This is a genomic window from Streptomyces sp. S186 (assembly GCF_051603415.1).
Lineage (GTDB): Bacteria > Actinomycetota > Actinomycetes > Streptomycetales > Streptomycetaceae > Streptomyces.
Genome location: NZ_CP193932.1, coordinates 2,674,102 through 2,700,928 on the forward strand (window position 1 = coordinate 2,674,102; position 26,827 = coordinate 2,700,928).

27 protein-coding genes and 2 riboswitches are annotated in these 26,827 nt (G+C 73.2%); of the genes, 9 read left to right on the plus strand and 18 right to left on the minus strand.

Annotated elements, in window-relative coordinates:
• Positions 1–28: 28 nt before the first annotated feature.
• The 9 genes from ACRAS8_RS10975 to ACRAS8_RS11015 all read right to left on the minus strand — a co-directional run bounded on the left by ACRAS8_RS10975 (position 29) and on the right by ACRAS8_RS11015 (position 10,707).
• Complete coding sequence (locus ACRAS8_RS10975; RefSeq protein ID WP_438485750.1) at positions 29–1,438, minus strand: M1 family metallopeptidase; 1,410 nt, start codon at positions 1,436–1,438, stop codon at positions 29–31.
• A gap of 117 nt (positions 1,439–1,555) precedes the next feature.
• On the minus strand, positions 1,556–2,668 hold the full coding sequence (locus ACRAS8_RS10980; protein WP_438485751.1) for an ABC transporter ATP-binding protein: 1,113 nt from the start codon (positions 2,666–2,668) through the stop codon (positions 1,556–1,558).
• Positions 2,665–3,753 carry an ABC transporter ATP-binding protein gene (locus ACRAS8_RS10985; protein WP_438485752.1) on the minus strand — a complete coding sequence of 363 codons (1,089 nt, stop codon included), beginning with the start codon at positions 3,751–3,753 and terminating at the stop codon, positions 2,665–2,667. The genes ACRAS8_RS10980 and ACRAS8_RS10985 overlap by 4 nt, the downstream gene beginning before the upstream one ends.
• The gene (locus tag ACRAS8_RS10990) at positions 3,750–4,760 is read right to left on the minus strand and encodes an ABC transporter permease (RefSeq protein ID WP_438490417.1); all 1,011 of its coding nucleotides are present in this window, start codon (positions 4,758–4,760) and stop codon (positions 3,750–3,752) included. Before ACRAS8_RS10990 ends, ACRAS8_RS10985 begins: the two co-directional genes overlap by 4 nt.
• A 78-nt stretch (positions 4,761–4,838) precedes the next feature.
• Complete coding sequence (locus tag ACRAS8_RS10995; protein ID WP_438485753.1) at positions 4,839–6,587, minus strand: ABC transporter substrate-binding protein; 1,749 nt, start codon at positions 6,585–6,587, stop codon at positions 4,839–4,841.
• A 79-nt stretch (positions 6,588–6,666) separates the two neighbouring features.
• Positions 6,667–7,665 (minus strand): ABC transporter permease, encoded by a 999-nt coding sequence (locus ACRAS8_RS11000; RefSeq protein ID WP_438485754.1) that lies wholly within the window; start codon positions 7,663–7,665, stop codon positions 6,667–6,669.
• 496 nt (positions 7,666–8,161) lie between these two features.
• Positions 8,162–8,953: an enhanced serine sensitivity protein SseB C-terminal domain-containing protein gene (locus ACRAS8_RS11005; protein WP_438485755.1), complete on the minus strand. Its 792-nt coding sequence runs from the start codon at positions 8,951–8,953 to the stop codon at positions 8,162–8,164.
• A gap of 70 nt (positions 8,954–9,023) precedes the next feature.
• The gene (locus ACRAS8_RS11010; RefSeq protein WP_438485756.1) at positions 9,024–9,863 is read right to left on the minus strand and encodes an enhanced serine sensitivity protein SseB; all 840 of its coding nucleotides are present in this window, start codon (positions 9,861–9,863) and stop codon (positions 9,024–9,026) included.
• A 115-nt stretch (positions 9,864–9,978) separates the two neighbouring features.
• The gene (locus ACRAS8_RS11015) at positions 9,979–10,707 is read right to left on the minus strand and encodes an AAA family ATPase (RefSeq protein ID WP_438485757.1); all 729 of its coding nucleotides are present in this window, start codon (positions 10,705–10,707) and stop codon (positions 9,979–9,981) included.
• A 271-nt stretch (positions 10,708–10,978) separates the two neighbouring features.
• A riboswitch (glycine riboswitch) is annotated at positions 10,979–11,074 on the plus strand.
• Positions 11,075–11,193: riboswitch (glycine riboswitch) on the plus strand.
• A gap of 33 nt (positions 11,194–11,226) precedes the next feature.
• Here ACRAS8_RS11015 and gcvT point away from each other — a divergent pair.
• The 4 genes from gcvT to ACRAS8_RS11035 all read left to right on the plus strand — a co-directional run bounded on the left by gcvT (position 11,227) and on the right by ACRAS8_RS11035 (position 15,954).
• The gene (gene gcvT / locus ACRAS8_RS11020) at positions 11,227–12,345 is read left to right on the plus strand and encodes a glycine cleavage system aminomethyltransferase GcvT (protein ID WP_438485758.1); all 1,119 of its coding nucleotides are present in this window, start codon (positions 11,227–11,229) and stop codon (positions 12,343–12,345) included.
• A gap of 153 nt (positions 12,346–12,498) precedes the next feature.
• On the plus strand, positions 12,499–12,876 hold the full coding sequence (gene gcvH, locus ACRAS8_RS11025; RefSeq protein ID WP_438485759.1) for a glycine cleavage system protein GcvH: 378 nt from the start codon (positions 12,499–12,501) through the stop codon (positions 12,874–12,876).
• 85 nt (positions 12,877–12,961) lie between these two features.
• Positions 12,962–14,221, plus strand: coding sequence for a serine hydroxymethyltransferase (gene glyA / locus ACRAS8_RS11030; protein ID WP_438485760.1), 1,260 nt, complete (start codon positions 12,962–12,964; stop codon positions 14,219–14,221).
• 350 nt (positions 14,222–14,571) lie between these two features.
• Positions 14,572–15,954, plus strand: coding sequence for an L-serine ammonia-lyase (locus ACRAS8_RS11035; protein WP_438485761.1), 1,383 nt, complete (start codon positions 14,572–14,574; stop codon positions 15,952–15,954).
• An 87-nt stretch (positions 15,955–16,041) separates the two neighbouring features.
• On the opposite strand, the gene ACRAS8_RS11040 is transcribed toward ACRAS8_RS11035, so the two are convergent.
• The 4 genes from ACRAS8_RS11040 to ACRAS8_RS11055 form a co-directional block, all read right to left on the minus strand.
• A complete protein-coding gene (locus tag ACRAS8_RS11040) occupies positions 16,042–16,329 on the minus strand; it encodes a hypothetical protein (protein ID WP_438485762.1) in 288 nt (95 codons plus the stop codon).
• Positions 16,330–16,482: 153 nt separating this feature from the next.
• Positions 16,483–17,223: a phosphatase PAP2 family protein gene (locus tag ACRAS8_RS11045; protein ID WP_438485763.1), complete on the minus strand. Its 741-nt coding sequence runs from the start codon at positions 17,221–17,223 to the stop codon at positions 16,483–16,485.
• Positions 17,220–17,876, minus strand: coding sequence for a phosphatase PAP2 family protein (locus tag ACRAS8_RS11050; protein ID WP_438485764.1), 657 nt, complete (start codon positions 17,874–17,876; stop codon positions 17,220–17,222). Before ACRAS8_RS11050 ends, ACRAS8_RS11045 begins: the two co-directional genes overlap by 4 nt.
• A gap of 100 nt (positions 17,877–17,976) precedes the next feature.
• Positions 17,977–18,702, minus strand: coding sequence for a DedA family protein (locus ACRAS8_RS11055; RefSeq protein ID WP_438485765.1), 726 nt, complete (start codon positions 18,700–18,702; stop codon positions 17,977–17,979).
• Positions 18,703–18,816: 114 nt separating this feature from the next.
• On the opposite strand from ACRAS8_RS11055, the gene ACRAS8_RS11060 reads away from it, so the two are divergent.
• From ACRAS8_RS11060 to ACRAS8_RS11080, 5 genes are all read left to right on the plus strand, one after another.
• Positions 18,817–19,242, plus strand: a complete 426-nt coding sequence (locus ACRAS8_RS11060) for a BlaI/MecI/CopY family transcriptional regulator (RefSeq protein WP_438485766.1) — start codon at positions 18,817–18,819, stop codon at positions 19,240–19,242.
• Positions 19,239–20,201: a M56 family metallopeptidase gene (locus ACRAS8_RS11065; protein ID WP_438485767.1), complete on the plus strand. Its 963-nt coding sequence runs from the start codon at positions 19,239–19,241 to the stop codon at positions 20,199–20,201. The genes ACRAS8_RS11060 and ACRAS8_RS11065 overlap by 4 nt, the downstream gene beginning before the upstream one ends.
• 467 nt (positions 20,202–20,668) lie before the next feature.
• On the plus strand, positions 20,669–21,223 hold the full coding sequence (locus tag ACRAS8_RS11070) for a glycoside hydrolase family 25 protein (RefSeq protein ID WP_438485768.1): 555 nt from the start codon (positions 20,669–20,671) through the stop codon (positions 21,221–21,223).
• A gap of 99 nt (positions 21,224–21,322) precedes the next feature.
• On the plus strand, positions 21,323–22,153 hold the full coding sequence (nadE, locus tag ACRAS8_RS11075; RefSeq protein ID WP_438485769.1) for an ammonia-dependent NAD(+) synthetase: 831 nt from the start codon (positions 21,323–21,325) through the stop codon (positions 22,151–22,153).
• Between the two features lie 187 nt (positions 22,154–22,340).
• Positions 22,341–22,700, plus strand: a complete 360-nt coding sequence (locus tag ACRAS8_RS11080; protein ID WP_438485770.1) for a hypothetical protein — start codon at positions 22,341–22,343, stop codon at positions 22,698–22,700.
• A 6-nt stretch (positions 22,701–22,706) separates the two neighbouring features.
• Here the strand turns inward: ACRAS8_RS11080 and ACRAS8_RS11085 are convergent, their stop codons facing one another.
• From ACRAS8_RS11085 to ACRAS8_RS11105, 5 genes are all read right to left on the minus strand, one after another.
• Positions 22,707–23,591: a cytochrome c biogenesis CcdA family protein gene (locus tag ACRAS8_RS11085; protein ID WP_438485771.1), complete on the minus strand. Its 885-nt coding sequence runs from the start codon at positions 23,589–23,591 to the stop codon at positions 22,707–22,709.
• The gene (locus tag ACRAS8_RS11090; RefSeq protein WP_438485772.1) at positions 23,588–24,367 is read right to left on the minus strand and encodes a DsbA family protein; all 780 of its coding nucleotides are present in this window, start codon (positions 24,365–24,367) and stop codon (positions 23,588–23,590) included. The genes ACRAS8_RS11085 and ACRAS8_RS11090 overlap by 4 nt, the downstream gene beginning before the upstream one ends.
• A 64-nt stretch (positions 24,368–24,431) precedes the next feature.
• Entirely contained in the window at positions 24,432–24,854 is a 423-nt protein-coding gene (locus ACRAS8_RS11095) for a hypothetical protein (RefSeq protein ID WP_438485773.1), read from the minus strand.
• 341 nt (positions 24,855–25,195) lie between these two features.
• Positions 25,196–25,735: an ATP-binding protein gene (locus ACRAS8_RS11100; protein ID WP_438485774.1), complete on the minus strand. Its 540-nt coding sequence runs from the start codon at positions 25,733–25,735 to the stop codon at positions 25,196–25,198.
• A gap of 275 nt (positions 25,736–26,010) precedes the next feature.
• A complete protein-coding gene (locus ACRAS8_RS11105) occupies positions 26,011–26,778 on the minus strand; it encodes an enoyl-CoA hydratase/isomerase family protein (RefSeq protein WP_438485775.1) in 768 nt (255 codons plus the stop codon).
• Between the last annotated feature and the right edge of the window lie 49 nt (positions 26,779–26,827).

Here is a 26,827-nt window from a genome sequence, read left to right on the forward strand (position 1 = left end):
GCCTAGCGGCGGCCCGGCGTCCGGCCGGTTACTTCGCCGGCAGGGCGGGCCGGCTGCGGGTGTCCAGCCAGGTGCGGAAGAGGTCGCCCAGCCGCTGGCCGGAGACCTTCTCGGCGAGCGCGATGAACTCGGCGGTGTCCGCGTTGCCGTAGCGGTGCTGCGCGGTCCAGGTGGGCAGCAGCTTGAAGAACGCCTTGTCGCCGATGCGTTCGCGCAGCGCCTGCAGGGTCATCGCGCCGCGCTCGTAGACCGCGTCGGAGAACATGGTGTCCCGCTGCGGGTCGGAGACCTTGATCTTCCAGAACGGGTCGTCCGCGGGTATGTGCTGGTACGCCTTGCGGAAGGAGTCGTGGGCGGTGGCGGTGCCCTTGTGCTCGGCCCACAGCCACTGGGCATACGTGGCGAAGCCCTCGTTGAGCCAGATGTCCTTCCACCGCTTGACCGAGACCGAGTCGCCGAACCACTGGTGGGCCAGCTCGTGGACGATGGTGGTCTCGTTGCGGACGGCGGAGTAGACCGGCTTGGACTGCACCTCCAGGGAGAAGCCGGCCTCGGGCATGTCGTCGACGATCGCGCCGGTCTCCTCGAAGGGGTACGGCCCGAAGACCTTCGACCAGTAGTCGGTGGCCGCCGCGGTGACGCCGTAGACGTCGACCTTGCCGGTGGGCAGGGTCGGGTCGGTGGCGACGTAGATCGGGGTGCCGCCGGGGGTGGTGCCGGTGCGGACGTCGAACTTCCCGATGGTGGCGGTGGCCAGGTACGGCGCCATCGGGCGGCTCTCGCGCCAGTGGGACCAGGAGCGGCCGTGCGACTCGCCGGAGCTGATGAGCCGCCCGTTGGAGACGCCGGTCAGGCCCTTGGGGGCGTCGATGCGGATGTCGTAGGTGGCCTTCTCGTCCGGGTGGTCGCTGGAGGGGAACCACGTCGAGGCGGCGTTGGGCTCGCAGGCGACGAACACCCCGTCCTTGGTCTTCATCCAGCCGTACTTCGAACCGAAGACGATCGGGCCGCCGAGCGGCTGGGGGACGCCGTGGTAGACGACGGTGACCTTGAAGCGCGCGCCGCGGGCGAGCGGGCGGCCGGGCCGGACGACGAGTTCGTCGCCGGTTCTGGAGAAGCCGGCGCGGTGGCCGTCGACCAGGACCCGGTCCACGGTCAGCTTCTGCAGGTCCAGGTCGAAGGCGGAGAGGTTCTGGGTGGCCCGGGCGGTCAGCGTCGTCCGGCCGTCGAGCCGGCCCGAGTCGGGGTGGTAGCTGACGCCGAGGTCGTAGTGGAGGGGCCGGTAGCCGCCGTTGCCCAGTCCGGGGAAGTAGGGGTCACCGATGCCGGGGGCGCCCGGCGTGGCCGCGGGGGCCGCGGCGATGGTGGCGGCCGAGGCCACCGCGGTGGCCAGGGCGAGCCAGCGGGAGGAGCGACGGACAGAACGGGAGAGTGCCATGAGCCGTCCCTTCGGTTACGCGGATGCGAGGACAACAGCGGATGCGAGGACAACAACCGCGCTGACTCTGCACTCTCCCGGCCCATTCCACCAGCGAATTTACCAAGTCGTCAGGAGTCACTGGGGAGTTGAAGGATCAGTTGATGCCTGATCTTCCGAACTTCCACTCGCCGCAGGGGCGTTGTCCGGAGCCTCCTCGGGGTGGTGGCAGGCCACCTGGTGGCCGGTCCGCAGCTGGACGAGCGGCGGTTCGGTGGTGGCGCACTCCCCGGTCGCCTTCCAGCAGCGGGTGCGGAACCGGCAGCCGGACGGCGGGTCGATCGGCGAGGGGACGTCGCCCTTGAGCAGGATCCGGTCGCGCTGGGTGCGCCGCCTGGGGTCGGGCACCGGGACGGCCGAGAGCAGCGCCTTGGTGTACGGGTGCAGCGGCGCGGCGTACAGCGCGTCGCGGTCGGCCAGTTCGACGATCTTGCCGAGGTACATCACCGCGATCCGGTCCGAGACGTGCCGGATGACGGAGAGGTCGTGGGCGATGATGACGTAGGTCAGGCCCAGCTCCTCCTGGAGGTCGTCCATGAGGTTGACGACCTGGGCCTGGATGGAGACGTCCAGGGCGGAGACCGGCTCGTCGGCGACCACGAGCTTGGGCTTGAGGGCCAGCGCCCGGGCGATGCCGATGCGCTGGCGCTGGCCGCCGGAGAACTCGTGCGGATAGCGGTTGTAGTGCTCCGGGCTCAGGCCCACCAGCTCCAGCAGCCGCTGCACCTCCTTCTTGACCCCGCCCTCGGGCTCGACGCCCTGGAGCCGGAAGGGGGTGGAGACGATCCCGCCGATGGTGTGCCGCGGGTTCAGCGAACCGTACGGGTCCTGGAAGATCATCTGGACGTCGCGGCGCAGCGGGCGCAGCCGTCCCGGGGAGAGGTGGGTGATGTCCCGGCCCTCGAACTCGACGGTGCCGCCGGTCGGTTCGTCGAGCCGGGTGATCAGCCGGCCCATGGTGGACTTGCCGCAGCCGGACTCGCCGACGACGCCCAGCGTCTCGCCGGGGAAGACGTCGAAGTCGATCCCGTCGACCGCCTGGACGGCGCCGACCCTGCGCTTGAGCAGCCCCTTGGTGATCGGGAAGTGCCGGACCAGGCCGCGGACCCGCAGCAGCGGTTCGCCGGCGGCCCCGGACTTCTCGTCCTGCGTGGTGTTCTCGGTCGTCTCGTTCTCGGTCGTCTCGGTCACAGCTTCGGCGCAATCTCTTCGGTCCAGATGCGCTCGCGTTGCTCCTGCGGCAGGTGGCAGGCGGAGAAGTGCCGGCCGTCGACCTGCCGCAGTTCGGGGCGCACCGTGCGGGTGACGTTGTCCTTGGGGACGTCCGCGTACGGGCAACGGGGGTTGAAGGCACAGCCGGACGGCACGTTGATCAGGCTGGGCGGCGAGCCCTTCACCGGGATCAGCCGGTCGGTCTGGTCGCGGTCGATCCGCGGCATCGAGCCGAGCAGGCCCCAGGTGTAGGGGTGCTGCGGGGTGGCGAACACCTGGTCCGAGGGGCCCCGCTCGACGCACCTGCCGCCGTACATCACCAGCAGGTCGTCGGCGAGTTCGGCGACCACGCCCAGGTCGTGGGTGATGATGATGACCGCCGAGCCGAACTCCTTCTGCAGATCGCGGATCAGGTCCAGGATCTGTGCCTGGACGGTGACGTCCAGCGCGGTGGTCGGCTCGTCGGCGATCAGCAGCTCGGGGTTGTTGACCAGCGCCATCGCGATCATGGCGCGCTGGCGCATCCCGCCGGAGAACTGGTGCGGATGGTCGTCCACCCGCTTGTCGGGCTGCGGGATGCCGACCCGGTCGAGCATCTCGACGGCCCGCCGGCGCGCGGTCTTCCTGTCGACGTCGTGGTGGACGCGGTACGCCTCCACGATCTGGTTGCCGACGGTGTAGTAGGGGTGCAGCGCGGAGAGCGGGTCCTGGAAGATCATCGCCATCCGGCGGCCGCGCAGCCGGCGCACCTCGTCCGGGTCGGCGGCGACCAGGTCCTGGCCGTCCAGCCGGATCTCGCCGGACATCCGCACCGTGTCGCGCTGCCGGCGGGAGGCCCGGTGCAGGCCCATGATCGCCAGCGAGGTCACCGACTTGCCGGAGCCGGACTCGCCGACGATGCCCAGCGTCCGGCCCTTCTCCAGGCTGAAGGTCAGGCCGTCGACGGACTTCACCAGGCCGTCGTCGGTGGGGAAGTGCACCTTCAGGTCCCGCACCTCAAGGAAGGCGGCGGGGGCCTTCGCCGCCGTGGCCGTGTCCACGGAAGAGTCGGAAGAGTCGGTCACGTGAGCCTCACCCGCGGGTCGACGGCGGCGTACAGGATGTCCACCACCAGGTTGCACAGGACGATGAAGAACGCGGCGAGCAGGGTGACGCCGAGAATGTTCGGCAGGTCGTTGGCGTTGATGGAGTCGACCGCGAAGGCCCCGACTCCCTTGAGCGAGAAGACCTGTTCGGTGATGAGCGCACCGCCGAGCAGCAGGCCCAGGTCCATGCCGAAGACGGTGATGATCGGGGTGAGCGCGGCCCGCAGACCGTGCCGGATCACCACCCGGCGCTCCCGCAGGCCCTTGGCGCGGGCGGTGCGGATGTAGTCCTCGCTCAGCGTCTCCAGCATGCCCGCCCGGGTGAGCCGGGCGTAGAGCGCGGAGTAGAGGAAGGCCAGGGTCACCCAGGGCAGGACCAGGGTGCGCGCCCAGCCCACCGGGTCGTCCAGCAGGGGGACGTAGTCGCTGCGTTCGAAGAGCGGCCACTGGTAGGTGAAGAGCGCCAGTGCCAGCGCGCCGGTGAAGAACATCGGGAGCGAGACGCCGGCCAGCGCCACGCCCATCGCCAGCCGGTCGAAAACCGACCCGGGGCGGAGCGCGGAGAGCACGCCGGTGGCGACACCGGAGAGCAGCCACAGCACCGCGGCGCCGGCGGCCAGCGACAGCGTCACCGGGAGCCGGGACTGGATCTCCGGCCAGACCTCGATGTGGGTCTTGAAGGAGTAACCGAAGCACGGCACATGGCACGTGGCCGCATCCGGTCCGAACTTGTAGTCGACGCCGACGAAGATGCCCTTGAGGAAGTCCCAGTACTGCTCGTACACGGGCTTGTCCAGGCCGAGGTTCTGCTTCACCGCGGCGATGTCCGCGGGCGTGGGGGCCTTTCCGATGTACTGCTGGGCAAGCTGGTCGGTGGACTGCCCGGCCAGTTTCGGCAGCAGGAAGAAGATGCCGAAGGTGACCGCGCTGACGATCAGCAGCAGGATCACCGCGCTGATCAACCTGCGGATGATGTACGAGAACACGGGGACGCGGCGCCGGTGCCGCGGGCCGGAAGCGACCGGCCCGCGGGCACCCATGCCTTCACCTGCCTTCCAGGGCTGCTACTTCTTGACGCCGATGTTGAGGTAGTCGTACTCACCGCTCCAGGCCGAGCTGGAGACCATGTTGGTGGCCTTGGGCGAGCGGTACAGCAGGACCTTGAAGTAGGTCAGCGGGACGATCGCCGCCTGTTCCATCGCCTTGCGGTCGATGTCCGCGTACGCCTTCTCGCGGGCGGCCTGGTCGGTGTTGGCGATGGCGGTGTCGAGCAGGTTGTTGATCTCCGGGTCGTCCAGCTGCGACAGGTTGCTGTTGCCGGACTGGCTGATCGCCTTGCCGTGGAGGATCTGCTGGAGGTAGCCGTAGCCGGTCGGGAAGTCGGCGCCCCACTGCATCATCATCAGGCCGACGTTGTTGGACTTGTCGAAGGCCGGCACACCGGCGTAGTCCGAGAAGTACTTGCTGGTCGGGTACGACTGGATCCTGGCGTTGATGCCGATCTTCTTCAGCGAGCCGATCACCGAGGTGGCCGCGTCGACCTCGTCCTGGCGGTCGTTGCGGGCCAGGATCGTGGTGGTGACGTTGCCGGCGCCGCACTTCTTCCAGTGCGCCCGGGCCTCCGTCAGGTCCAGGCTGTCGCCGTTGTACTTCTGCGGGTACAGGTCGAACTTCTGGTAGCCGGCGAGGTCCGTCGGCAGGACCGTGGAGGCGAGCTCACCGCGGATCGGGCCGCCGAGCGCGGTCTGTACGGCCTTCTTGTCGATGGCGTACTCGACGGCCTTGCGGCACTCGACGTTGTCGAACGGCGCGACCTTGGTGTTGATCGCCGTGTAGACCAGGCGCTCACCGGGCGCGTTGTCGGTGTTGGACTTCTGCCTGGGGTCGGTCAGCAGCTGGGCCTGGGTCTGGCCGTCCACGCCGCGGCCGGCCATGTCGACCAGGGTGTTGCCGGACTGGAGGTCCTTGTCGATGGTCGACTGGGCGACCTTCAGATTGAGGACGATCTTGTCCGGCAGCTGCTTGCGCAGCGGGTCGTTAGCGGCGGACCAGTTCGGGTTGCGGACCAGGGTGAGCCGCTTGCCCTCCTGGTAGCTCTCGAACTTGTACGAGCCCGTGGAGACCACCGACTTGGTGTAGTCCGCGCCCTTGTCCTTGGCCTGCGGGACCGGCGCGGTCTGCGGGGCGCTGACGAGGTCGTCGAACTCGGCGAACGGCCTCTTCAGGTGGAAGACGATCGTCTGGGCGTCGGGCGTCTCGATGGACTTGAGCCCTTCCTTGCTCTTGTCCTTGTAGGGGCCCTTGTAGCCGCCGTCGTTGTCCACCAGGAACTGCTGGAAGTAGTTGGGGCCCAGGGAGAGGATGTCGCGGGCGAAGTTGCTGCGCTCCACCGCGTACTTGACGTCCTGGGAGGTCACCGGGGTGCCGTCCTCGAACTTCACGCCCTTGCGCAGCTTGTACGTCCAGGTCTTCCCGCCGTCGCCGGCCTTGCCGAGCGACTCGGCGAGGTCCGGGACCAGCTCGTTGCCCTTGGCGCCGGGGCCGGGCTTGAAGGTGGTGAGCGGACGGGCGTACAGGCGGCTGAAGTTGTAGACGAAGGCGTAGTAGGTGTTGCCCGGGTCGAACGACTCGGGGGCGTCGCTCATCGCGTAGGTGACGGTGCCCCCCTTCTCGTCCGAGGCGTTGACGACGCCCTTGGTGGCGGCGTTGGCCCCGGCCGAACTGTCGGAGGACCCCTTTCCGCTGCAGCCGGCCAGCAGGAGGCCCGCACTGGTGATGGCCGCGACAGTCGCGACCGGAAGTGACCTGCGCATGATGCTCGGTGTCCCCTTCGTTCATCGAGAAACGTCAGTTCGAAACGGCAGGTGGTGAGGTGTCGGGGCCGGCGGCCGGTCAGCGGCTGCGCGGGTCCAGCGCGTCCCTCAGGCCGTCACCGAGCAGGTTGAACGCCAGCACGGTGACGAAGATCGCGAGGCCGGGGACGATCATGTACTGGGGGTCGACCTCGTAGTACTTGACCGCCTGGGTCAGCGTGCCGCCCCAGGACGACTGGGGCGGCTGGATGCCGACGCCCAGGAAGCTCAGCGCCGCCTCGAAGAGGATGTTGGAGGGGATCAGCAGCGTCGAGTAGACGATGACCGGTCCCACGAGGTTGGGCAGGAGTTCCCGGAAGAGGATGAACGGCCCGCGGGCGCCCAGGCCGCGGGCGGCGGCGACGAACTCCCGCTCCCGCAGCGACAGGGTCTGGGCCCGCACGATCCGGCCCATGTAGGGCCAGTTGAAGAAGCCGATCACGAAGATCAGCACCGAGATGTGCAGCGGCAGGCCCTCCAGGCCGAACGCCCCACCCTGCAGCGACGCGGAGATCGCGATGGCGAACAGCAGCAGCGGGAACGCCAGGAAGACGTCCATCATGCGGCTGATGAAGGCGTCCACCCGGCCGCGGTAGAAGCCGGCGACCACGCCGAGGACGGTGCCGATGGCCACCGACAGCAGCGTCGCGCCGAACGCCACCAGCAGCGACACCCACGAGCCCTCCAGGATGCGGGAGAGCAGGTCGCGGCCGAACTTGGGGTCCACGCCCAGCAGGTGGTCGGCGCTCATCCCGCCGAAGTCCCCCTTGGGGAGCGTGGTGTTGGGGTCGATCAGGTCCTGGTGCGGCTGGTTCGGGTCCAGGCCGAACAGGTGCTGCAGCGGACGGGAGAGCGCGGCGACGAGGATGAGCAGGACGACGATGACGGCACCCGCCATCGCGACCTTGTCGCGACGGAAGCGCAGCCAGGCGATCTGGCCGAGCGAGCGCCCCTCGATCCGCTTGCTCTCCACGCCCTTCAGGACCGCCTCCGGCTGCGCCTCGGCAGCCGCCCCGGTGGTCTCGATCGGTGCGGTCACGGTGCCTCAGAACCCCTCCCGGCCGATGGAGCCCGGCCCTGTGCCCGGCCGCGGCGGCGGCCTGTCGCTACCTCACTGGTGTTCCGCTGCCGCCCTCTCCTCCGCTTCTCGCGGGAGTCCGGCCCTGCGGACGGCTCAAGGATGCGCAGGATTCCGGTGGCGGATGATGCTCGTACAAAGGACCGAGGTCCTCGATGCCGGGAGTCTTCATCCGAGCCGCGATCACTCACCAGCCCTGGCGTGGAATGGATGCGTAACTGTGATGTGGCCCGCAGCCTTCCGTTATACGAACAGCGGTGCGGACTGAGCGGTGCGCGGGGCGGGCGGGTAGGCCCTCAACTCCCGGGCGTACAAGGGGAATTCACCGCGAGACGGACGGCGCGCCGAGGCTCCGCGGCCGGCTGCGGGGATCGAGGAAGTCGTGCCGCTACGTGGGGCTACGTGACGACAAGCGGGGATACGCGGGGAGACGTGGCGATCCGATCCGTACTACGGATCAGTAGGGGCGCGGCTGGCCGTAACCGTAGGTGGGGCCCGGAACGGGCGGCTGGGCGTAGCCGTCGCGGTCGAAGAACGGGCGGGCGCAGGCCCGCATCCACATCCCGACCGGGTCGTACTCGTCGTTCATGGCGACGGTGGAGACCGGCAGGCCGTCCGGTACGGCGCCCATCGACTGCTGGATCATCAGCCGCGCGGCGTCCACCGAGGGCTGCCCGGTGTCGTAGAGGTCCAGCCCGATCGCCAGATACGGGGCGCCGAGGGCGGGTTGGACCCAGGCCCGGCGCAACGACCGCACCGGGGGCGTGCGGTGGGCGTTCTGGGCGAGCAGGGCGTAGAACTGCGGGATGTCGATGACCGGTTCGGAGATCCGCAGCGGCCCGGCGGGCAGCCGGTCCAGGCCGGCGGCGATCCGGCGCAGGTCGAGCCAGGGGATGCCGACGCCGCCGCCGGGAGCGTGCGGATTCAGCCACAGGCCCCAGCGGTCGGGGAAGAGGGAGGCGGCGATCTCGGGGCCGCTGACGAGTTCGTGGTCGCGGGTCCAGCCGGAGGCGGCGAGTTCGGCGGCGGAGGTCACGCAGGGGGCGTAGCCCAGCCCGTCGACCTCCATGTTGCCGTACTGGGCGTCGGGCTGGCCGGCCCGGCCGTGCCACAGGAGCATCCAGACCTGCCCGTGTGCGAGGGCCCCGAGCAGCGCCTCGTAGGCGTCATAGCGCCCGGGCGTGACCTGCCGCAGCATCTGCTCGACGTGCTCGGCCGCCGCCGCTCCCTGATGCGCACCCGCGCTCACGTGGTCCGTCCCTTCTCCCGGCAGGGCCTGCGCCCGCCCGTCGCTCCCAGCTTAGGGCGTGTCCGATGGGTCAGGGCCGGGTGTAAAAGGGCCGCACGCGCTCCAGCATCCAGTCGGCGACCGGGTCGCCCTGGGCGACGTCGAGCAGCACGAGCTGGACGGGCCAGGGCACCGGCACCCGGCCCAGGGCCCGGCCCAGCGCCGCGAGCACCTCGTCGCGGGCGCTGCCGTCGTACAGCCGCTCCGGAACGGTGTCCAACTGCACGCCCACGAAGAGCGCCGGCGTGTCGCCCTCGACGCTGGCCAGCGCGCGCCGGGCGGCGAGCACCGAGCCGGCGCCGGAGAACTCCAGGCCGGCGGCGGCCAGGAAGTCCACCGGCTCGTCCTGCCAGTCCGGTTCGAAGAGCCGCACCCGGGCGCCGGCGGCCTGCGGGCCGTCCAGTTCGGTCCGTCCCGCGCGGCACAGTTCGGCCACCGCGGGCGGCGGCAGCGGGACGCCGACGGTGCCGTCCGGATTGACCGCGATGCCCAGCATCGGCGGCAGCCCGCGGGCGAACTCCACGGCGGGCGCGACGGTGTACGACAGGTGGGTGCCGACGACCTTCAGGAACTCCTGCTCGGAGCTGAAGACGGGGACGTAGGCGGCGCCGCCGATCTCGACGGTGGGCAGGTCCAGGCCACCCGCCCCGGGGCCGGCGCTGTCCGGGCCGCCGCCCTCGGGCAGCGGCACCCACACCAGGCTGCGGCCCAGTACCTCGACGATCCGGCCGCCGGCCCCGGGGTGCCCGACCGACGCGGCCAGCACCTGCTCCAGCTCGTTGGCCGGCCAGGCCGGCTGCGGTATCCCCGCGTCCGGCACCTGCCCCGGCACCGCTCCGCCGTGCTGCGGGTAATTGTCCGGATAGTTCATCTCACCCACCCATTACTGGCCGCGCTGCCCGGCCCCTGAACCTGGCGGCGGGCCCATGGACCGCCGGTGGATCAGACCCTAACGGGCGGACCGCCGGGCGCCGAAGCCGGCAGTCTCACCCGAAGGTGACGCGCTGCAGCGCCCCGGCGGCGGGCCGGTCCAGCAGCACCGCGGAGGCGAAGCCCGCGGGGAGGCGGGACCGCTCGGCCCGGGCGAGAAGCCGGCGCACCGCCCGGCGGTGCCGGGCGAAGGCGTATCCCGACACCCCGCGGCCGCGGGCCCGTTGGCCGGTCAGCGCCGTCTGCGGCGGCACGTCGAGGAGGACCAGGTGCACCGCCCGGCCGTCGCGCCGGGCCGCCCGGGAGAGCCAGCGGCGCACCCACGCCAGCGTCCCGCAGTCGTGCACCACCACGCTCCCGCCGGAGCGGAGCGCCCGGCGCAGCGCACCGTAGTGCGCGGCCCGGACCAGCGGGCGGTAGAGCGCGTACGGGAGGCGGCGCAGCCGGCCGCGCTCCCAACGCTCGCGGGTGTCCTGGGAGTCGAGGCGGTGCACCGGGGCGCCGTGGCCGTCGCGCTCCGGCAGCACCCGCCGCATCAGGGTGCTCTTGCCGCTGCCCGGCAGCCCGGAGACCACGACGAGGTCGCCGGAGGGGAAACGGAGGACGGTGCGGGGATCGGTGCGGGAGGTGCGGGTGCCGTCCCGGAACCGGAGGTCGGTGATCCGGAGCCGGGCGGGCCGGACCGCGGGCCGCGGGGGCGCGGCCGGTGCCCCCTCCGATACGGGCCCCGGCGGTGCCACCCCCGCCACCCCCGCCGTCGTCGCGTACGCCGCTTCGCCGTGCACGTGATCGCCCCTCCCCCTCGGATCGGCCGGGTTCGGGACCCCGCCTTCCCGCAGAGTGTCAAGAAAGGGTAATGAGCAGCAAGTGATGAGCAGCAGGTGACGGCCGGGACCGCCACCGGATCCGGGGAAGCGGCCGCGGGTCGCGGCGGGGCGGCCGGTCGCGGAGCGGCGGCCGGGGCTCCTGTATCCGGCGATCCCGTGTAATGATGTGGCCGCCACGGGCACACCACTGGTCACTCGTGCGCAGCCAGCCAACTCCATACCGGCCGCTTGAACCCGCGCGGGAGAGTCCCCGGCCGCCACGGCGGGGCGCCGAAGGAGCAAGTCCTCCCTTGAATCTCTCAGGCCCCTATACCGCGCGGGCGAGGCAGATCTGAAAAGCGAGCCCCCGCCCGGTGAAGGGGGACGGCTCCACCCAAGGTGCAAACCGGGCTCGTTCGTGGGCTCCCGGTGAACCTCTCAGGTTCCGATGACAGATGGGGAGACCGTCTTGTCACCCATGCCTGGGAGCCCGGAACGATGACACAAGCCCCCCGCCTCACCGCGCTGGACGCCACCCACCGCGCACTCGGCGCGACCATGACCGACTTCGCCGGCTGGGACATGCCGCTGCGCTACAGCAGCGAACGCGAGGAGCATGTCGCGGTGCGCACCCGCGCCGGCCTGTTCGACCTCTCCCACATGGGCGAGATCACCGTCACCGGCCCGCAGGCCGGCGCGCTGCTCGACCACGCGCTGGTCGGCAACATCGGGGCCCTGAAGGTCGGCCGGGCCCGCTACACCATGATCTGCGCCGCCGACGGCGGCATCCTCGACGACCTGATCGTCTACCGGCTGGCAGAGCGGGAGTTCATGGTCGTCGCCAACGCCGCCAACGCCCAGGTGGTGCTGGACGCGCTGGCCGGCCGGCAGGCGGGCTTCGACGCCGCGGTCCGCGACGACCGGGACGCCTACGCGCTGATCGCGGTCCAGGGCCCGGAGTCCCCCGGCATCCTCAAGAAGATCACCGACGCCGATCTGGACGGGCTGAAGTACTACGCCGGACTGCCCGGCACGGTCGCCGGCGTCGAGGCGCTGATCGCCCGGACCGGCTACACCGGAGAGGACGGCTTCGAGCTGTTCGTCCGGCCGGCCGACGCGGCCGCCGTGTGGGAGGCGCTGACCGAGGCGGGCAAGGACGTCGGACTGGTCCCGTGCGGACTGTCCTGCCGCGACACCTTGCGCCTGGAGGCGGGGATGCCGCTGTACGGGCACGAACTGACCACCGCGCTCACGCCCTTCGACGCGGGCCTGGGCCGGGTCGTGAAGTTCGAGAAGGAGGGCGACTTCGTCGGCCGCGCGGCGCTGGAGGCGGCCGCCCGGCGCGCCGAGCAGAACCCGCCGCGCAAGCTGGTGGGCCTGCTCGCCGAGGGCCGCCGGGTCCCGCGCGCCGGCTACCCGGTCGTCGACGCCGACGGCACGGCGATCGGCGAGGTCACCTCGGGGGCGCCCTCCCCCACCCTCGGCCGGCCGATCGCCATGGCCTACGTCGACGCGGCGCACGCCGCACCGGGCACCGAGGGCGTCCGGGTGGACATCCGCGGCACCCACGAGCCGTACGAGGTCGTCGCACTGCCCTTCTACAAGCGGCAGAAGTAGCGGCCGGCGCCGGGCCGTCCGCGGCGCCCGCCACGGGCCCGCGCCGTCGCGTCCGGCGCCGCGTGTCTCACAGGGCGAGACAACCCTCGCGGACGCCGTCCGGGAGGCGCCCCCCATTCACGATCACACCCCCGCGTACAGGAGAATCGAGCCATGGACAACCCCCAGCAGCTGCGCTACAGCAAGGAGCACGAGTGGCTGTCGGACGCCGAGGGCGGCGTCTCGACGGTCGGCATCACCGAGCACGCGGCGAACGCGCTCGGCGACGTCGTCTTCGTGCAGCTCCCCGAGGTCGGGGCCACCGTCACCGCGGGCGCGTCCTGCGGTGAGCTGGAGTCGACCAAGTCCGTCAGCGACCTCTACTCGCCCGTGGACGGCGAGATCACCGCGGTCAACGAGGAAGTCGTCAACGACCCCTCGCTGGTGAACTCCGCCCCGTTCGAGGGCGGTTGGCTGTTCAAGGTGAAGGTCAGCGGTGAGCCGGAGGACCTGCTCACGGCCGACGAGTACACCGCCTTCGCCGCCGGCTGACGCCCCCGCGCCGGCTCCCGCCACCGCACGGGCGGGGCCGCGGCGCCCCGCCCGCTCCCCCTCTCCAGGAAGTCTCGGAAGTCTCATGTCGCTTCTCAACAGCTCCCTCCACGAGCTCGACCCCGACGTCGCCGCCGCCGTCGACGCCGAGCTGCACCGCCAGCAGTCCACCCTCGAAATGATCGCGTCGGAGAACTTCGCCCCGGTCGCCGTCATGGAGGCCCAGGGCTCGGTCCTCACCAACAAGTACGCCGAGGGCTACCCGGGCCGCCGCTACTACGGCGGCTGCGAGCACGTCGACGTCGTCGAGCAGATCGCCATCGACCGGATCAAGGCGCTCTTCGGCGCCGAGGCCGCCAACGTCCAGCCGCACTCCGGCGCGCAGGCCAACGCCGCCGCGATGTTCGCGCTGATCAAGCCGGGCGACACCATCCTGGGCCTGAACCTCGCCCACGGCGGGCACCTGACCCACGGCATGAAGATCAACTTCAGCGGCAAGCTCTACAACGTGGTGCCCTACCACGTCGACGAGAAGACCAACCTGGTCGACATGGACGAGGTCGAGCGCCTCGCCAAGGAGCACCGCCCCAAGCTGATCGTCGCCGGCTGGTCCGCCTACCCGCGCCAGCTCGACTTCGCCGCCTTCCGCCGGATCGCGGACGAGGTCGGCGCGTACCTGATGGTCGACATGGCGCACTTCGCCGGCCTGGTGGCCGCGGGTCTGCACCCCTCCCCCGTGCCGTACGCCCACGTCGTGACGACGACCACGCACAAGACGCTGGGCGGCCCCCGCGGCGGTGTGATCCTGTCCACCGCCGAGCTGGCCAAGAAGATCAACTCCGCGGTCTTCCCCGGCCAGCAGGGCGGCCCGCTGGAGCATGTGATCGCCGCCAAGGCGGTGTCCTTCAAGGTCGCCGCGTCGGAGGAGTTCAAGGAGCGCCAGCGGCGCACCCTGGAGGGCGCCAGGATCCTGGCCGAGCGCCTGGTCCAGGACGACGTCCGGGAGCACGGCGTCTCGGTGCTCTCCGGCGGCACCGACGTCCACCTCGTCCTCGTCGACCTGCGCGACTCGGCTCTCGACGGCCAGCAGGCCGAGGACCGCCTCCACGAGGTCGGCATCACCGTCAACCGCAACGCGATCCCGAACGACCCGCGGCCCCCGATGGTCACCTCCGGCCTGCGGATCGGCACGCCCGCGCTGGCCACCCGCGGCTTCCAGGCCGAGGACTTCCGCGAGGTCGCCGACATCATCGCCGAGGCGCTCAAGCCCACCTACGAGCGCGAGGCGCTCAAGGCCCGGGTCACGGCGCTGGCGGAGAAGTACCCGCTGTACCCGTCGCTGTGACGGGCCGGCCGCCGGGGCGCCACGGCCCCCGGTAGCCGCGGGCGGCGGACCGGCTCTCCGGCCCGCCGCCCCACCGGGCCCCGGGCCGGACCACCGCCCCGGGGCCGCTTCCGCCTGCCCGGACGCCCTTCCCCGCCCACCGCCGCCGCCACCGTCCGGCCTCGCCCCGTCCCCCTGTTCTCCCGCCATCGTTCTCCCGCCGTCCCCGGTGGCTTCCCCTGCCCGCCGCCTCCCGTCCGGCGGCATTCCCCCGCGAGCGGGTTACGCTCGACAGCCGGGCCGGAAAACACCCCATTCCTGCCCCGATGTGCTCCACCGTCCACCACGAGCAGACAAGGGAGTCAGCCCCCGTGGCCATCTCCGTCTTCGACCTCTTCTCCATCGGCATCGGGCCGTCCAGCTCCCACACCGTCGGCCCCATGCGGGCCGCCCGGATGTTCGCCGGCCGGCTCAAGAAGGACGGTCTGCTCGCCCAGACGGTCTCGGTCCGCGCCGAACTCTTCGGCTCGCTGGGCGCCACCGGCCACGGCCACGGCACCCCCAAGGCGGTGCTGCTGGGCCTGGAGGGCCACTCCCCGCGCACCGTCGACGTCGAGACCGCCGACGACGAGGTGGCGCGCATCCGCACCAGCGGCCGCCTCCGCCTCCTCGGCGCCGAGATAGGCGCCGCCCACGAGATCGACTTCGACGAGTCGACCCAGCTGATCCTGCACCGCCGCCGGTCGCTGCCGTACCACGCCAACGGCATGACCCTCTTCGCCTACGACGCGGCGGGCGCGCCCCTGCTGGAGAAGACCTACTACTCGGTGGGCGGCGGCTTCGTCGTCGACGAGGACGCGGTCGGCCAGGACCGCATCAAGCTCGACGACACCGTCCTGAAGCACCCCTTCCGCACCGGCGACGAACTCCTGCGGCTCTCCCAGCAGACCGGCCTGTCGATCTCCTCCCTCATGCTGGAGAACGAGAAGGCCTGGCGCACCGAGGAGGAGATCCGGGCCGGCCTGCTGGAGATCTGGCAGGTCATGCAGGGCTGCGTCACCCGCGGCATGTCCCGCGAGGGCATCCTCCCCGGCGGCCTGAAGGTCCGCCGCCGCGCGGCCAACGCCGCCCGCGCGCTGCGCTCCGAGGGCGACGCGGCGGCCCGCGCCATGGAGTGGGTCACCCTCTACGCCATGGCCGTCAACGAGGAGAACGCCGACGGCGGCCGGGTGGTGACCGCCCCCACCAACGGCGCGGCCGGCATCATCCCCGCGGTGCTGCACTACTACGTCAACTTCGTCCCCGGTGCCGACGAGGACGGTGTGGTGCGCTTCCTCCTCGCGGCCGGCGCCATCGGCATGCTCTTCAAGGAGAACGCCTCCATCTCGGGCGCCGAGGTCGGCTGCCAGGGCGAGGTCGGCTCCGCCTGCTCGATGGCCGCCGGCGGTCTCGCCGAGGTCCTCGGCGGCACCCCCGAGCAGGTCGAGAACGCCGCCGAGATCGGCATGGAGCACAACCTCGGCCTGACCTGCGACCCGGTCGGCGGCCTGGTCCAGATCCCGTGCATCGAGCGCAACGGCATGGCCGCGGTGAAGGCCGTCACCGCCGCCCGGATGTCCCTGCGCGGCGACGGCCGCCACCACGTCTCCCTCGACAAGGTCATCAAGACCATGAAGGAGACCGGCGCCGACATGAGCGTCAAGTACAAGGAGACGGCACGGGGCGGCCTCGCGGTGAACATCATCGAGTGCTGAGTCCCCCCGGACTCCTCCGCTCCCCGCCCCGGGCGTCGGCGAGTTGTGGCTCGTCGGCGGTCGGGGCGTTTGTGTGGGACGGAGCCGTCAGCGGCCGATCTCCCAGGCGAACGGGGGGAGTTCGCAGGCGCGGAAGTAGATGTCCAGGGCCTGGGGGGCGGGGACGAAGGGGTGGACGCGGGCGCCGTCGAGGCCAGGGAGGCGGCGGGCGCAGTGGTGGACGCAGCCGGCCACCTCGCGGCCGTGGCGGTCGATGAGCGTGGCGGCATCGGGCGGGCCGTCGCACGGGGTGGGATCGGCGGACGCGGCGGCGGGGCAGCGGCCGCGGGCGCCGGCCGGGCGGCGGGTGGGCGGGGCGCTCGTCTGCTGGGTCATTGCGGTCCCCCTGGTGCTGCGCTGGTGCGGATACGGGCGCGGCGCCGGCGGCGTTCGGGCGCGCTCACCGGTGCACAGGACAGTGGTGCTCGGCCCGGTGGGGGTCCATGCGGGCCTTGGTGAAGACCTGGGGCGTTCGTCAGCCAATCGTGGTCAAGCCCTGGGGGGAGGTCCCGTGGGGGCCGGCTGGCGCGGGACGGCCAGGGGGTCGAGGAGCAGCGCGAGCGGCAGCAGGGTGGCGGCCAGCAGCCAGCCGGCCAGGACGTCGCCGGCCCAGTGGACGCTCAGGTAGACGCGGGTCAGGCCGACGCCGAGGGCCCAGAGGGCGAGCAGGGCGCACCGGAGCCGGCCGGTGCCGGGGCGGGCGCGGCGCAGCACGCCCCAGGCCAGGATGCCGGCGGCCAGTGCGGCGGTGGTGGCGTGGCCGGAGGGGAAGGAGTGGCCGGAGGCGTGCGCGGCCCAGTCGGCGAGCGGCGGGCGGGGCCGGGCGAGCAGTTCCATCAGGCCGCGGCGGACGGCCTGGCCGGCGGCGAGGACGAGCAGCGCGCAGACCGCCGCGCGGAGCCGGCCACGGGTGCCGCGGCCGGCCAGCAGGCCGGCGAGGAGCGCCATCAGGTAGGGGACGGCGCCGGTGCCGGTGGCGGTCAGGGCGCCGGCCAGGGTGCGCAGCGGTTCGCCGTGGTGGGCGGTGGACCAGTCAAGGGCGGCCCGTTCGGGGGCGAGCGGGGCGCCGTGCCGCAGGGCCGTGGTGACGGCCGCGGCGGTGAACAGGGCGGCGGAGAGGGCCGCGAGGATGAGGAGACGGCCGGGGGGCGCGCCGAGGCGCGGGCCGCGGCCGGGGGCCGGGCGCGCGCCGTCGCACGGTGGGCCGGGGGCCCGCTCCGGCGGCGTCACCGGGTGGCGACCAGGGGGCGCAGCGGGGTCTCCCGGACGCGTTCGACGAGCGGCGCGGCACGCCGGGCGAGCGGCATGAGGACCGCGGCGACCAGGGTGCCGACGATCAGGCCGACGGCGACGTCGTGCGGGTAGTGGGCGCCGACCCAGACCCGGGAGGCGCCCATCAGGAGCGCGGCCGGGACGGCGAGGGCGCCGAGCCGACGGTCCAGGAGGAGCAGCGCGATCGCGGCGGAGGCGGCGATGGCCGAGTGGTTGCTGGGGAAGGACCAGTCGCCGAGCCCGGGGCACGGCTCGACGGTGACCACGGGCAGGGTCTGGCAGGGCCGCTGCTCGTGGAAGAACGCCTTGACCACGTCGTTGGCCACGTAGGCCAGCACGACGACGACCGGGACGGCGAGCGCCATCGCCATCGCCACCGGCGGCGCGTGCCGGCCCTCGCCGCGCGCCAGCCGGCGGCGGGAGCTGCCGCCGAGCCGCTGCCGGGCGCGCCACCAGGCGACCAGCATCAGCAGCGCGAAGACCCCCAGCCCGAGGTCGGTCCAGTAGGAGACCAGGACGTTGAGGAAGTGCGGCATGTCCTGGGCGAAGCCGGTCACTGAGGTGTACAGGCCGCCGTCGATCGAGGCTCCGCCGAAGGCGAGGTCGGTCACTGGGCTTACTCCTTGGCGGTGCATGGTGCGTGGGCCGGGTGCCGGGCGGCCCGTGTGGTGCGCCGGCCGCCCGTCGTGCTCCCTAAGTGTGCCGGGTCGGTCAGGGTGCCGGTGGCGCGGAGGCATGATCCGGCGCATCGCCGGGCGCCGCGTCCGGCCCGCCGGCCGGGCGCCCGGCGCGCGAGCGGAGCACCTCCAGCGCGATCGGGACCAGCGAGACCAGGACGACCAGGGCGACGGCCGGCAGCAGATACCGGTCGACGTTGGGCACCGAGGAGCCCAGGGCGTATCCGGCGAGGGTGAGGCCGAGCGTCCAGCCCAGGCCGCCGGCGGCCTGCCACACGGTGAAGGTGCGGGCCGGCACGTTGAGGGCGCCGGCGAGCGGGTTGAGCACGGTACGGACGATCGGCACGAAGCGGGCCAGCACGATCGCCTTGGCGTGGCCGTAGCGGGCCAGGTACTCCTCGGCGCGGGCGGCGCCCTCACGGAGCTTGCGGGAGCGGCCGCCGGCGAGCAGGGCGCGACCGCCGCGGCGGCCGATCCAGTAGCCGGTCTGCGAGCCGGCGAGGGTGCCGGCGGCCGCGGCGGTGAGGACCTGCGGCAGCGCGAGGTGGACGGCGCCGCCGACGCCGGGCGCGCACAGCAGTCCGGCGGTGAACAGCAGGGAGTCGCCGGGCAGGAAGAAGCCGACGAGGAGGCCGGTCTCGGCGAAGAGGACGACGGCGACGCCGAGCGCGCCGAAGGCGGCGAGCAGTGAGCCGGCGTCGAGGACGTTGACCGCCTGTGTGACGGCGGTGGCGGACAGTGCGGTGGCCGCTACGGCCATGTCAGTGGCCCCTCCCATAATGGGTTTCGGGCCTGCCGGGCGGCCGGCCCGACCGTCTACAGCCACGTAGACGGTCTACGGAACTGTAGACGACGAAAGGGTGGAGGGCGTTCCATGTCGGAGACATCCCCCGCGGCCCGCCGCCCCGCCGGCGAGCTGGAGGCGAGCGTGCTGGCGGCGCTGTGGGCGGCCGACGGACCGCTGACGCCCGCCGAGGTCCAGGGCGAGCTGGGCGGCGAGCTCGCCCGCACGACCGTCACCACCATCCTCAGCCGGCTGTACGACAAGGGCGCGGTCTCCCGCACCCGGGCCGGCCGCGGCTTCGCGTACTCACCGATACACGACTCCGCCGGCCTGACCGCCCGGCGGATGCGCAGCGAGCTGGACAAGCAGGACGACCGCACCACCGCGCTCGCCCGCTTCGTCTCCGAGCTGACCACCGAGGACGAGCGGCTGCTCCGCTCGCTGCTGGACGAGACGGACGCGCCCGGCCGGCGCCCCGGCTCCGAGCCCGGCCCCGGGTCCGGGACGACGCCATGATCTTCGCGGTCTGGATCCCGCTGCTGGTGCCGCTGCTGGCCGTGCCCACCGCGCGGCGACTGGCCGAGTCGCTGCCGCCGCGCGCCGCGGCCTGGCTGCTGGCCGGCTGCGCCGCCGTACTGGCCGCCTGCACGGCCGCGGCGCTGTGCCTGCTCACGGTCGCCGGGGCGCTGCGGCTGCCGCCGGTCGCGGCCTTCGGCCATCTGGTGCGGGCGCTGCCGGGCGCCGGCGCGGCGGTGACGGTCCCCGCCGCCCCGGTCGCCGGCGCACTGCTGGCCCTCTGCGCGTGCGCGGTCGCCCGCCGCGCCCTGCGCCACCGCGCCGAGCTGCGCACCGCCCGGCGCACCGCCGACGCCCACGGCCGGGCCGGCGACCTGTGCGTACTGCCGGACGCAGCGCCGGACGCCTACGCCCTCCCGGGCCGGCCGGGCCGGGTGGTGGTCACCGCCGGGATGCTGCGGGCGCTGCCGCCGGCCGAACGCGAGGCGCTGTTCGCCCACGAGCGCGCCCACCTCGCGGGCCGCCACCACCTCTTCCTGCTGACCGCCGCGCTGGCCGCGGGCTGCCATCCGCTGCTCCGCGGCCTGCGCTCCCCGCTGGCGTACGCGCTGGAGCGCTGGGCCGACGAGTCCGCCGCCTCCCGGGTGGGCGACCGCCAGGTCACCGCCCGGGCCATCGGCCGCGCCGCGCTGGCCGCGCGCACGCACCCCGCGGCCGCGCCCCGCCCGGGCACGGCGCTCGCCGCGACGGCCGGCCCGGTGCCCCGCCGGGTCGCCGCCCTGCTGACCCCCGACCGCCCGGCGGACCGCCCCCGCGGCCGCGCCGCGCCGGTCGGCCACCGGCTGATAGCCGCCGCCCTGCTGGCCTGCGTCACGGTCTCCGCGGCCGGCGCGGTGGACGCCGCGGCCGACCTCCACCGCACGGTGGAATCGGCCCAGGGGGAGCCCAAGGGCCGCTAGGGACAGGGTAGTTGGGCCACCGGGCCCACCCGGCCGCGTCGCGTCGCGCCCGGCCCGGCCACGGGAGCACCGCCCCGGACGCCCGCGTCGCCTGCCCCCGGCCGCCGGCCCGCCGGCCACGCCGCCATCACGGCAACGCCACCCAGCCCGCGTCCTCCAACGCCCATGGCGCACGCGGGCCTGAAGCGGCCGGGGCGCACGCGGGCCTGAAGTGGCGTGGGCGCACGCGGGCCCGGGACGGCCGGGCGCATCCGGGCGCCGCGACCGTCCGCCGCAAACCCCCGCCCCATCCGCACCACCCGCCCCACCCGCGCCATGCGTCACCAACTCCCCTGTGCTGCTGGGAACTTCGGCGCGGCGATCTGGCGTCTCCGGTCGTGAACATGCTGAACTGCTAGAGGGGGCGGCAGCCGCTTCGAGCAGATGGCGCTTCGTATTCCGCAGGTCCGACGGGCAGGAGGCCGCTCATGCTGCACGGTGTCGATGTCAGTGCGTACAACACCGGGTATTCCGCCAAGGGGCTGGACTTCGTCTTCATCAAGGCCACCGAGGGCCACACCTACACCAACCCGCACCAGTCGGCCCAGGCGGCACGGGCCCGGGAAGCGGGCGCCGTGGTCGGCTTCTACCACTTCCTGTGGCCGGGCAACATCGCCGCCCAGGCCCGCTACTTCGTCGAGCAGTGCGCGTCGCTCCAGGGCGACCTGCTGGCCGCCGACTGGGAGACCACCGGCTCCGGCACCCAGGCCAGCAACGCGCAGAAGGACGAGTTCCTCCGGGAGGTCAAGAAGCTGCGCCCCACCCACCGGGTGCTGCTCTACTGCAACCGCGACTTCTGGCTGCACCGCGACACCACCTCGTACGCCGCGGACGGGCTGTGGATCGCCGACTACGTCACCGCCGGCGAGCCGCGGATCAAGGCGAAGTGGCGCATCCACCAGTACACCGACTCGCCGCTGGACAAGGACGTCATGGCCTTCGGCAGCAAGGCCGAGCTCAAGAAGTGGGCGCACCCGGCATAAACTTCTCCGGCAGTAACCGGACACGCCTGGCCGACACTCCGCGTGACACGATCCCGCGGCGGGCGCACAGTGCGTGACGCAATCGCGTAAGGAGCACCCGTGACGGACCCGTCGGCCCAGGCCGTGCAGCAGGAGATAGCCCGCGAACTCCAGGTGCCCGCGGAGTTCGACGCCGAGCGGGAGATCGAGCGCCGGGTGTCCTTCCTCACAGCGCAGCTGACGTCGACGGGGCTGCGCGCCCTGGTGCTCGGCATCAGCGGCGGCGTCGACTCCACCACCGCGGGCCGGCTCTGCCAGCTCGCCGTGGAGCGGGCCCGCGCCGAGGGTCATGACGCGACCTTCTTCGCGATGCGGCTGCCCTACGGCGAGCAGGCGGACGAGAAGGACGCGCAGCGCGCGGTGGAGTTCCTGCGCGCCGACCGCCTGCTGACCGTCGACGTCCGCCCGGCCAGCGACGCCGCCCTGGCCGCCGCCGTCGACGCCGGCGTCGTCTTCCGCGACGCCCACCACCAGGACTTCGTGCACGGCAACATCAAGGCCCGGCAGCGCATGATCGCCCAGTACGCGGTTGCCGGCGCCGAGAACGGCCTGGTCGTGGGAACCGACCACGCCGCCGAGGCGGTCTCCGGCTTCTTCACCAAGTTCGGCGACGGGGCGGCCGACGTGGTCCCGCTGACCGGCCTGACCAAGCGCCGGGTGCGCGCCCTCGCCCGGGCGCTGGGCGCCCCGGCCGAGCTGGTCGAGAAGGTCCCCACGGCCGACCTGGAGACCCTGGACCCGGGCAAGCCCGACGAGGACGCCCTCGGCGTCACCTACGACCAGATCGACGACTTCCTGGAGGGCCGGCCGGTCGAGGAGACCGCCTTCGCGGCGATCGTCCGGCGCCACCGCCTCACCGCCCACAAGCGGGAGCTGCCGATCGCGCCCTGAGCGGGGCGAGGCGGGGCCGCGGCCATGACCGGGCGCGCCCCGGCACCGAGCGGTCATGCGCCGGCCAGGGAGCGGTCACCGGCCCGGTGCTAAACCATGGGCCGGAACGGGCATGCATCCGGCCATGGGAAGCCACGAAGTGCGATCGGAAGATCAACTGTCAGTGGGGCCGCCTACTCTCCACGGCATGGGTGACGCACGCCTGACCGAACTCCAGACCGCGCTGACCACTGCCTCCGACCTCGCCTCCGCCCTCCGCGCCGCGCCGACCCGGCGGGACGCCGACCAGCTCGTCGACGTCCTCCGCCAGGCGCTGACGGTGGCCGGCTCACTGGGCGGGACCGCCGGCCCGACGGGCTGCGCCCTGCATCCGCACGGCGCGGTGGACCCCCTCCACGGCGACCCGGACGACCCGCTGCCGCCGGGGTACGGCAAGTGCCTGCTGTGCAACGACCGCCGTCGCCGGGCGGACGCGCAGCAGCCGCACGTCCGCCCGTGCACCCGGCCCCGGCCGCACCCGGGCTGGCACCGCCGACTGAGCGCGTAGCGACGGCTAACCGGAGGTGCGGTCCCGGGCGCCGGGGCCGGTCTCGTCGCGGTCCGGCGCGGTGTCCCGCTTCCGGTCCGGGCGCAGGGCGAGGCGGCCGAGCACCGCGGCGACGGCCAGCGCGGCCAGGGCCAGCAGCAGCGCGTCCGGTACGCCGTTCCCCAGGCGGGCCGCCCACTCCTCCAGGCGGCCCTCGGTCTCCGCGCTCAGGATTCCGGGCAGCGCGCTGGTCCCGTTGAAGCGCAGGAACAGCACGCCGATGCCGATGAAGAAGAGGCCGGAGACCAGGGACGTGGTGTGCAGCCGCAGCCGGCCGAGGGTCAGCTCGCGGCCGCGCAGCCAGCCCCGGGTGCCGAGCCGGAAGCGGTCCCACAGCAGCGCCAGCAGGAACAGCGGCAGCGCCATGCCCAGCGCGTAGACCGCGAGCATCGAGGCGCCGTAGAGCGGTGAGCCGCTGACCGCGGTCACGGTGAGCACCGCGCCGAGGATCGGCCCGGCGCAGAAGCCGGCCAGGCCGTAGACGCAGCCGAGCAGGAAGGTGGAGAGCGCGGTGCGCGGGGTGATCCGGGCGGCCGCGGCCTGGGCGCGCCGGGAGGCGAAGCCGAGGCCGAGGATCTGGGCCAGGCCGAGCGCTATCACCAGCCAGCCGCCGACGGCGATCAGCAGGTCGCGGTGGCCGTTGAAGAGCCGGCTGGCGGCGGTGCTGGCGGCGCCCAGCGGCACCAGGGTCGTGGCCAGCCCCAGGTAGAAGACGCCGGTGCGGGCCAGCAGCCGGCCGGTGCCGGCCAGCGAGTAGGCGAAGAACGCCGGGAGCAGCAGGGCGCTGCACGGGCTGACCAGCGCCAGCGCACCGCCCAGGAACGCGGCGAGGTATCCGATGTCGGCGGTCACTTGCCGGCTCCCGCGGCGCCGTGCTTCTTCGCGGCCGCGGCGGCCTGCTCGACGGCCCGCTCGAAGACCGCGGTGTCCTGCGCTCCGGCGATCGGCCGGCCGTTGACCAGGAAGGACGGGGTGGACTGGACCCCGAGCTGGTAGCCCTCGTCCTGGTCCTTCTTCAGGGCCTGTGCGGCGGCCGGGCCGTTGATGTCGGCGCGGAACTTCTCCAGGTCCGGCACGCCGGCGGTGCGGGCCAGGTCGACGAGCTTGTCCTCGGCGAGCGCGTCGCCCTTGCGGGTCTTGGCGTAGAGCTCGTCGTGCAGCTGCCAGAACTTCCCCTGCCGGCCGGCCGCCCAGGACGCTCGGGCGGCGCGCTCGGAGTCGGCGCCGAAGACGGGGAAGTTGCGGAACTCGATGCGCAGGGTGCCGGCGTCGACGAACTTCTTCACCAGCGCGGGCTGGGTCTCCCTGGTGAAGCGGCCGCAGAACGAGCACTGGTAGTCGGCGTACTCGACGAGGACGACCGGGGCGTCGGGCTTGCCGACGGCCAGCGGGTCGCCGGGGGTGCGGCGGCTGGTGCGGGTCGCGAGCTCGTCGTACAGCTTCTGCTGGGCGGGGTCGTCCTGCTGTGCGGCGGAGGCGCCGCCGTCCGGGGCGGCGGAGGCGGTGGTGTCGCGGCCGTTCTCGACGGCCTTGCCGACCGCGATGGCGATGGCGAGGACGGCCACCACGAGCGCGAGGACCGCGCCGACGGCGGCGAGTTTGCGGGCAGGGGAGGCGGAAGCGGGCATGCGGAAGCTCCTGAGGTGCGGAGGTAAGGGGAAAGAGGGCAGCCGGGAGTGGGGGCCGGGCGGCCTATATCCGCAGTACGGGCAGGAGCGCGGTGTGGTCCGGGACGGGGGCGCCGCCGGTGGGCGGGCGGGCCAGCGCGAACCGGTGGGGCAGGTCGGCGGCGAGCGGCCCGGGGGCGGTGACGTCCGCGGCGAGCGGCTCGGCGCGGTGCGGTGCGGGCAGCGGGGCGCCCTCGCCGGGGCTCGGCGCATGGCGGCCGGAGCAGTTCTTGACGCCGTCGGCCACCGCGACGGGGGCGGTGGCGGCGGGGTGCGCGGCGGACGCCGCGGCCGGGCCCGCGGGGCCGCTCCGCCAGATCTCGGCGGCGGCCGCCGCGCGACCGGCGAGCCATGCCTGGTCGCCGCCGATCCGGCAGAGCAGCGGCCCGAAGGCGACCGCGAGGAGGAGCAGCAGGGTCAGCGTCGCCGAGCGGCGCAGCCGGTGCATGGTCCCCCCTTCGCCGTCGGGCCGTTCGTTCGGAACGTCCCATCCTACGGATCGCCGGCGCGACGGCCACCGCGGTGGCATAGGTCACTCCGGGCGCACCCTTCCTTTAATGACGGAATGTCCGGCGATTTCCGTTTTTCGGGCTTTGGTGGAGGGTGGCCCGGCCTGCCATAGTCGTCCGCGGCGCCCCCTGCCGATGGCGGGGCCGGTCGCCGCCGGCCGCGCGGGCACCCCCCTTCCGCCCGTGCACGGCCGGGTACTGGGGCTCACCCCGCGTCACCCGCGGGAGGGCCCCAGTCCCGTCTCCGGGCAGGCCCCCGGACCGGGCCGCGCGGGCGCGCTCAGCGGTCGCCGACCCGGATCTCGAACCAGGTCGTCTTGCCGCGCGGCAGCAGATCCACGCCCCAGCGGTCCGAGAGCTTGTCGACGAGGAAGAGCCCGCGGCCGCTGACGTCCATCGGCTGCACCGGCATCAGGCACGGCAGACCGCGCGAGGGGTCGCGCACCTCCACCCGGATCCAGCCGCGGCGGCGCAGTATCCGCAGCCCGAACGTCCGGGCGCCGGTGTGCCGTACGGCGTTGCCGACCAGCTCCGAGACCAGCAGCACCGAGTGCTCGGCGAGCTGCGGCGAGAGGGACCACTGGCGGAGCAGGACGGCGGCGGTGAGCCGGCGCGCGGTCCGCGCCGACTGCGGGCGCGAGGGGAGCCGGACCTCGCCCAGGGTCGGGTCCCCGACCAGGCCGGGCCCGGCGGGCGGGCGGGCGGCCGGCGACGGGTCCACGGGAGCCGGGGTCGTCTCCCCCTCCGCACCGGGAGCTTCCCAGTGCGGGGCCGCGCCGCTCCGCGGCCGCGGCTGCTCCGTTCCATCGAGGCCCGCCATGCCCCCCATGATGACCGTTCGCGGTCGCGCCGGGGGACGGAACCCGGGGAATCCCTTGTCCGGAATCATGGCCTCCGCGCCTCCCCCACGACATATGCCAACGGCAGCACGAGCTCGGCCCTACCGCGCTGACCTGCGACAACTCCCCGTGTACGACGGGGCGGTGGGAGTCGGCAGCGCGTCCCCGTTACGGTGGGACGAAGTTTTCCGCAATTCGCCCACACGAGGCATGCGGTACCGGCCAAACCCCATGCACCCCGTCAACACCACGCGCCTCAGCGGAACTTGGCCTTGCCCGGCCCCTCCTCGACGAAGCTGCGCATCCCGATCTCCCGGTCCTCGGTCGCGAACAGCCCGGCGAACCAGGTGCGTTCGATCGTCAGCCCGGTGTCGAGGTCGGTCTCCAGCCCCGCGTCGACGGACTCCTTGGCGGCCCGCAGCGCCAGCGCCGGCCCCGCCGCCAGCCGCGCCGCCCAGGCGTGCGCCTGCGCATGGACCTCGTCGGCCGGCACCACGCGGTCCACCAGCCCGATGGCCAGCGCCTCGTCGGCCTTCACATGGCGGCCGGTGAAGATCAGGTCCTTGGCCTTGGACGGGCCGACCAGCCGGGCCAGCCGCTGGGTGCCGCCGGCGCCCGGGATCAGGCCGAGCAGGATCTCCGGCTGGCCCAACTTGGCGTTGTCGGCGGCGATCCGGTAGTCGGCACAGAGCGCCAGTTCGCAGCCGCCGCCGAGGGCGTAGCCGGTGACCGCGGCGACCACCGGCTTGGGGATCCGGGCCACCGCGGTGAAGGAGTCCTGCAGCGACTTGGACCGGACGACCATGGCGGCGTGGTCCATGGCCTGCATTTCCTTGATGTCCGCGCCGGCCGCGAACACCTTCTCGCCGCCCCAGAGCACGACGGCGCGGACGTCGTCGCGGCGGCCGGCCTCCTCGGCCAGTTCACGGAGCCGGTCCTGGGTGGCGATGTCCAGGGCGTTCATCGGCGGGCGGTCCAGGCGGATGGTGCCGACACCGTCGGCGACCTCGAGATGCACAGTCATGCCGGGCAGGTTAGTACGCGTTAACGCGCCGCGCCGCCCCGCCCCCGGC

Coding starts and splice junctions, on each gene's coding strand:
- ACRAS8_RS11040 (WP_438485762.1), bottom strand. CDS start 16,329: ATGACCCAGCAGACGAGCGCCCCGCCCACCCGCCGCCCGGCCGGCGCC.
- ACRAS8_RS11080 (WP_438485770.1), top strand. CDS start 22,341: ATGGGTGACGCACGCCTGACCGAACTCCAGACCGCGCTGACCACTGCC.
- ACRAS8_RS11095 (WP_438485773.1), bottom strand. CDS start 24,854: ATGCACCGGCTGCGCCGCTCGGCGACGCTGACCCTGCTGCTCCTCCTC.
- ACRAS8_RS11055 (WP_438485765.1), bottom strand. CDS start 18,702: ATGGCCGTAGCGGCCACCGCACTGTCCGCCACCGCCGTCACACAGGCG.
- glyA (WP_438485760.1), top strand. CDS start 12,962: ATGTCGCTTCTCAACAGCTCCCTCCACGAGCTCGACCCCGACGTCGCC.
- ACRAS8_RS11070 (WP_438485768.1), top strand. CDS start 20,669: ATGCTGCACGGTGTCGATGTCAGTGCGTACAACACCGGGTATTCCGCC.
- ACRAS8_RS11100 (WP_438485774.1), bottom strand. CDS start 25,735: ATGGCGGGCCTCGATGGAACGGAGCAGCCGCGGCCGCGGAGCGGCGCG.
- ACRAS8_RS11105 (WP_438485775.1), bottom strand. CDS start 26,778: ATGACTGTGCATCTCGAGGTCGCCGACGGTGTCGGCACCATCCGCCTG.
- ACRAS8_RS11065 (WP_438485767.1), top strand. CDS start 19,239: ATGATCTTCGCGGTCTGGATCCCGCTGCTGGTGCCGCTGCTGGCCGTG.
- ACRAS8_RS10995 (WP_438485753.1), bottom strand. CDS start 6,587: ATGCGCAGGTCACTTCCGGTCGCGACTGTCGCGGCCATCACCAGTGCG.
- gcvT (WP_438485758.1), top strand. CDS start 11,227: ATGACACAAGCCCCCCGCCTCACCGCGCTGGACGCCACCCACCGCGCA.
- ACRAS8_RS10975 (WP_438485750.1), bottom strand. CDS start 1,438: ATGGCACTCTCCCGTTCTGTCCGTCGCTCCTCCCGCTGGCTCGCCCTG.
- ACRAS8_RS11090 (WP_438485772.1), bottom strand. CDS start 24,367: ATGCCCGCTTCCGCCTCCCCTGCCCGCAAACTCGCCGCCGTCGGCGCG.
- gcvH (WP_438485759.1), top strand. CDS start 12,499: ATGGACAACCCCCAGCAGCTGCGCTACAGCAAGGAGCACGAGTGGCTG.
- ACRAS8_RS11010 (WP_438485756.1), bottom strand. CDS start 9,863: ATGAACTATCCGGACAATTACCCGCAGCACGGCGGAGCGGTGCCGGGG.
- ACRAS8_RS11060 (WP_438485766.1), top strand. CDS start 18,817: ATGTCGGAGACATCCCCCGCGGCCCGCCGCCCCGCCGGCGAGCTGGAG.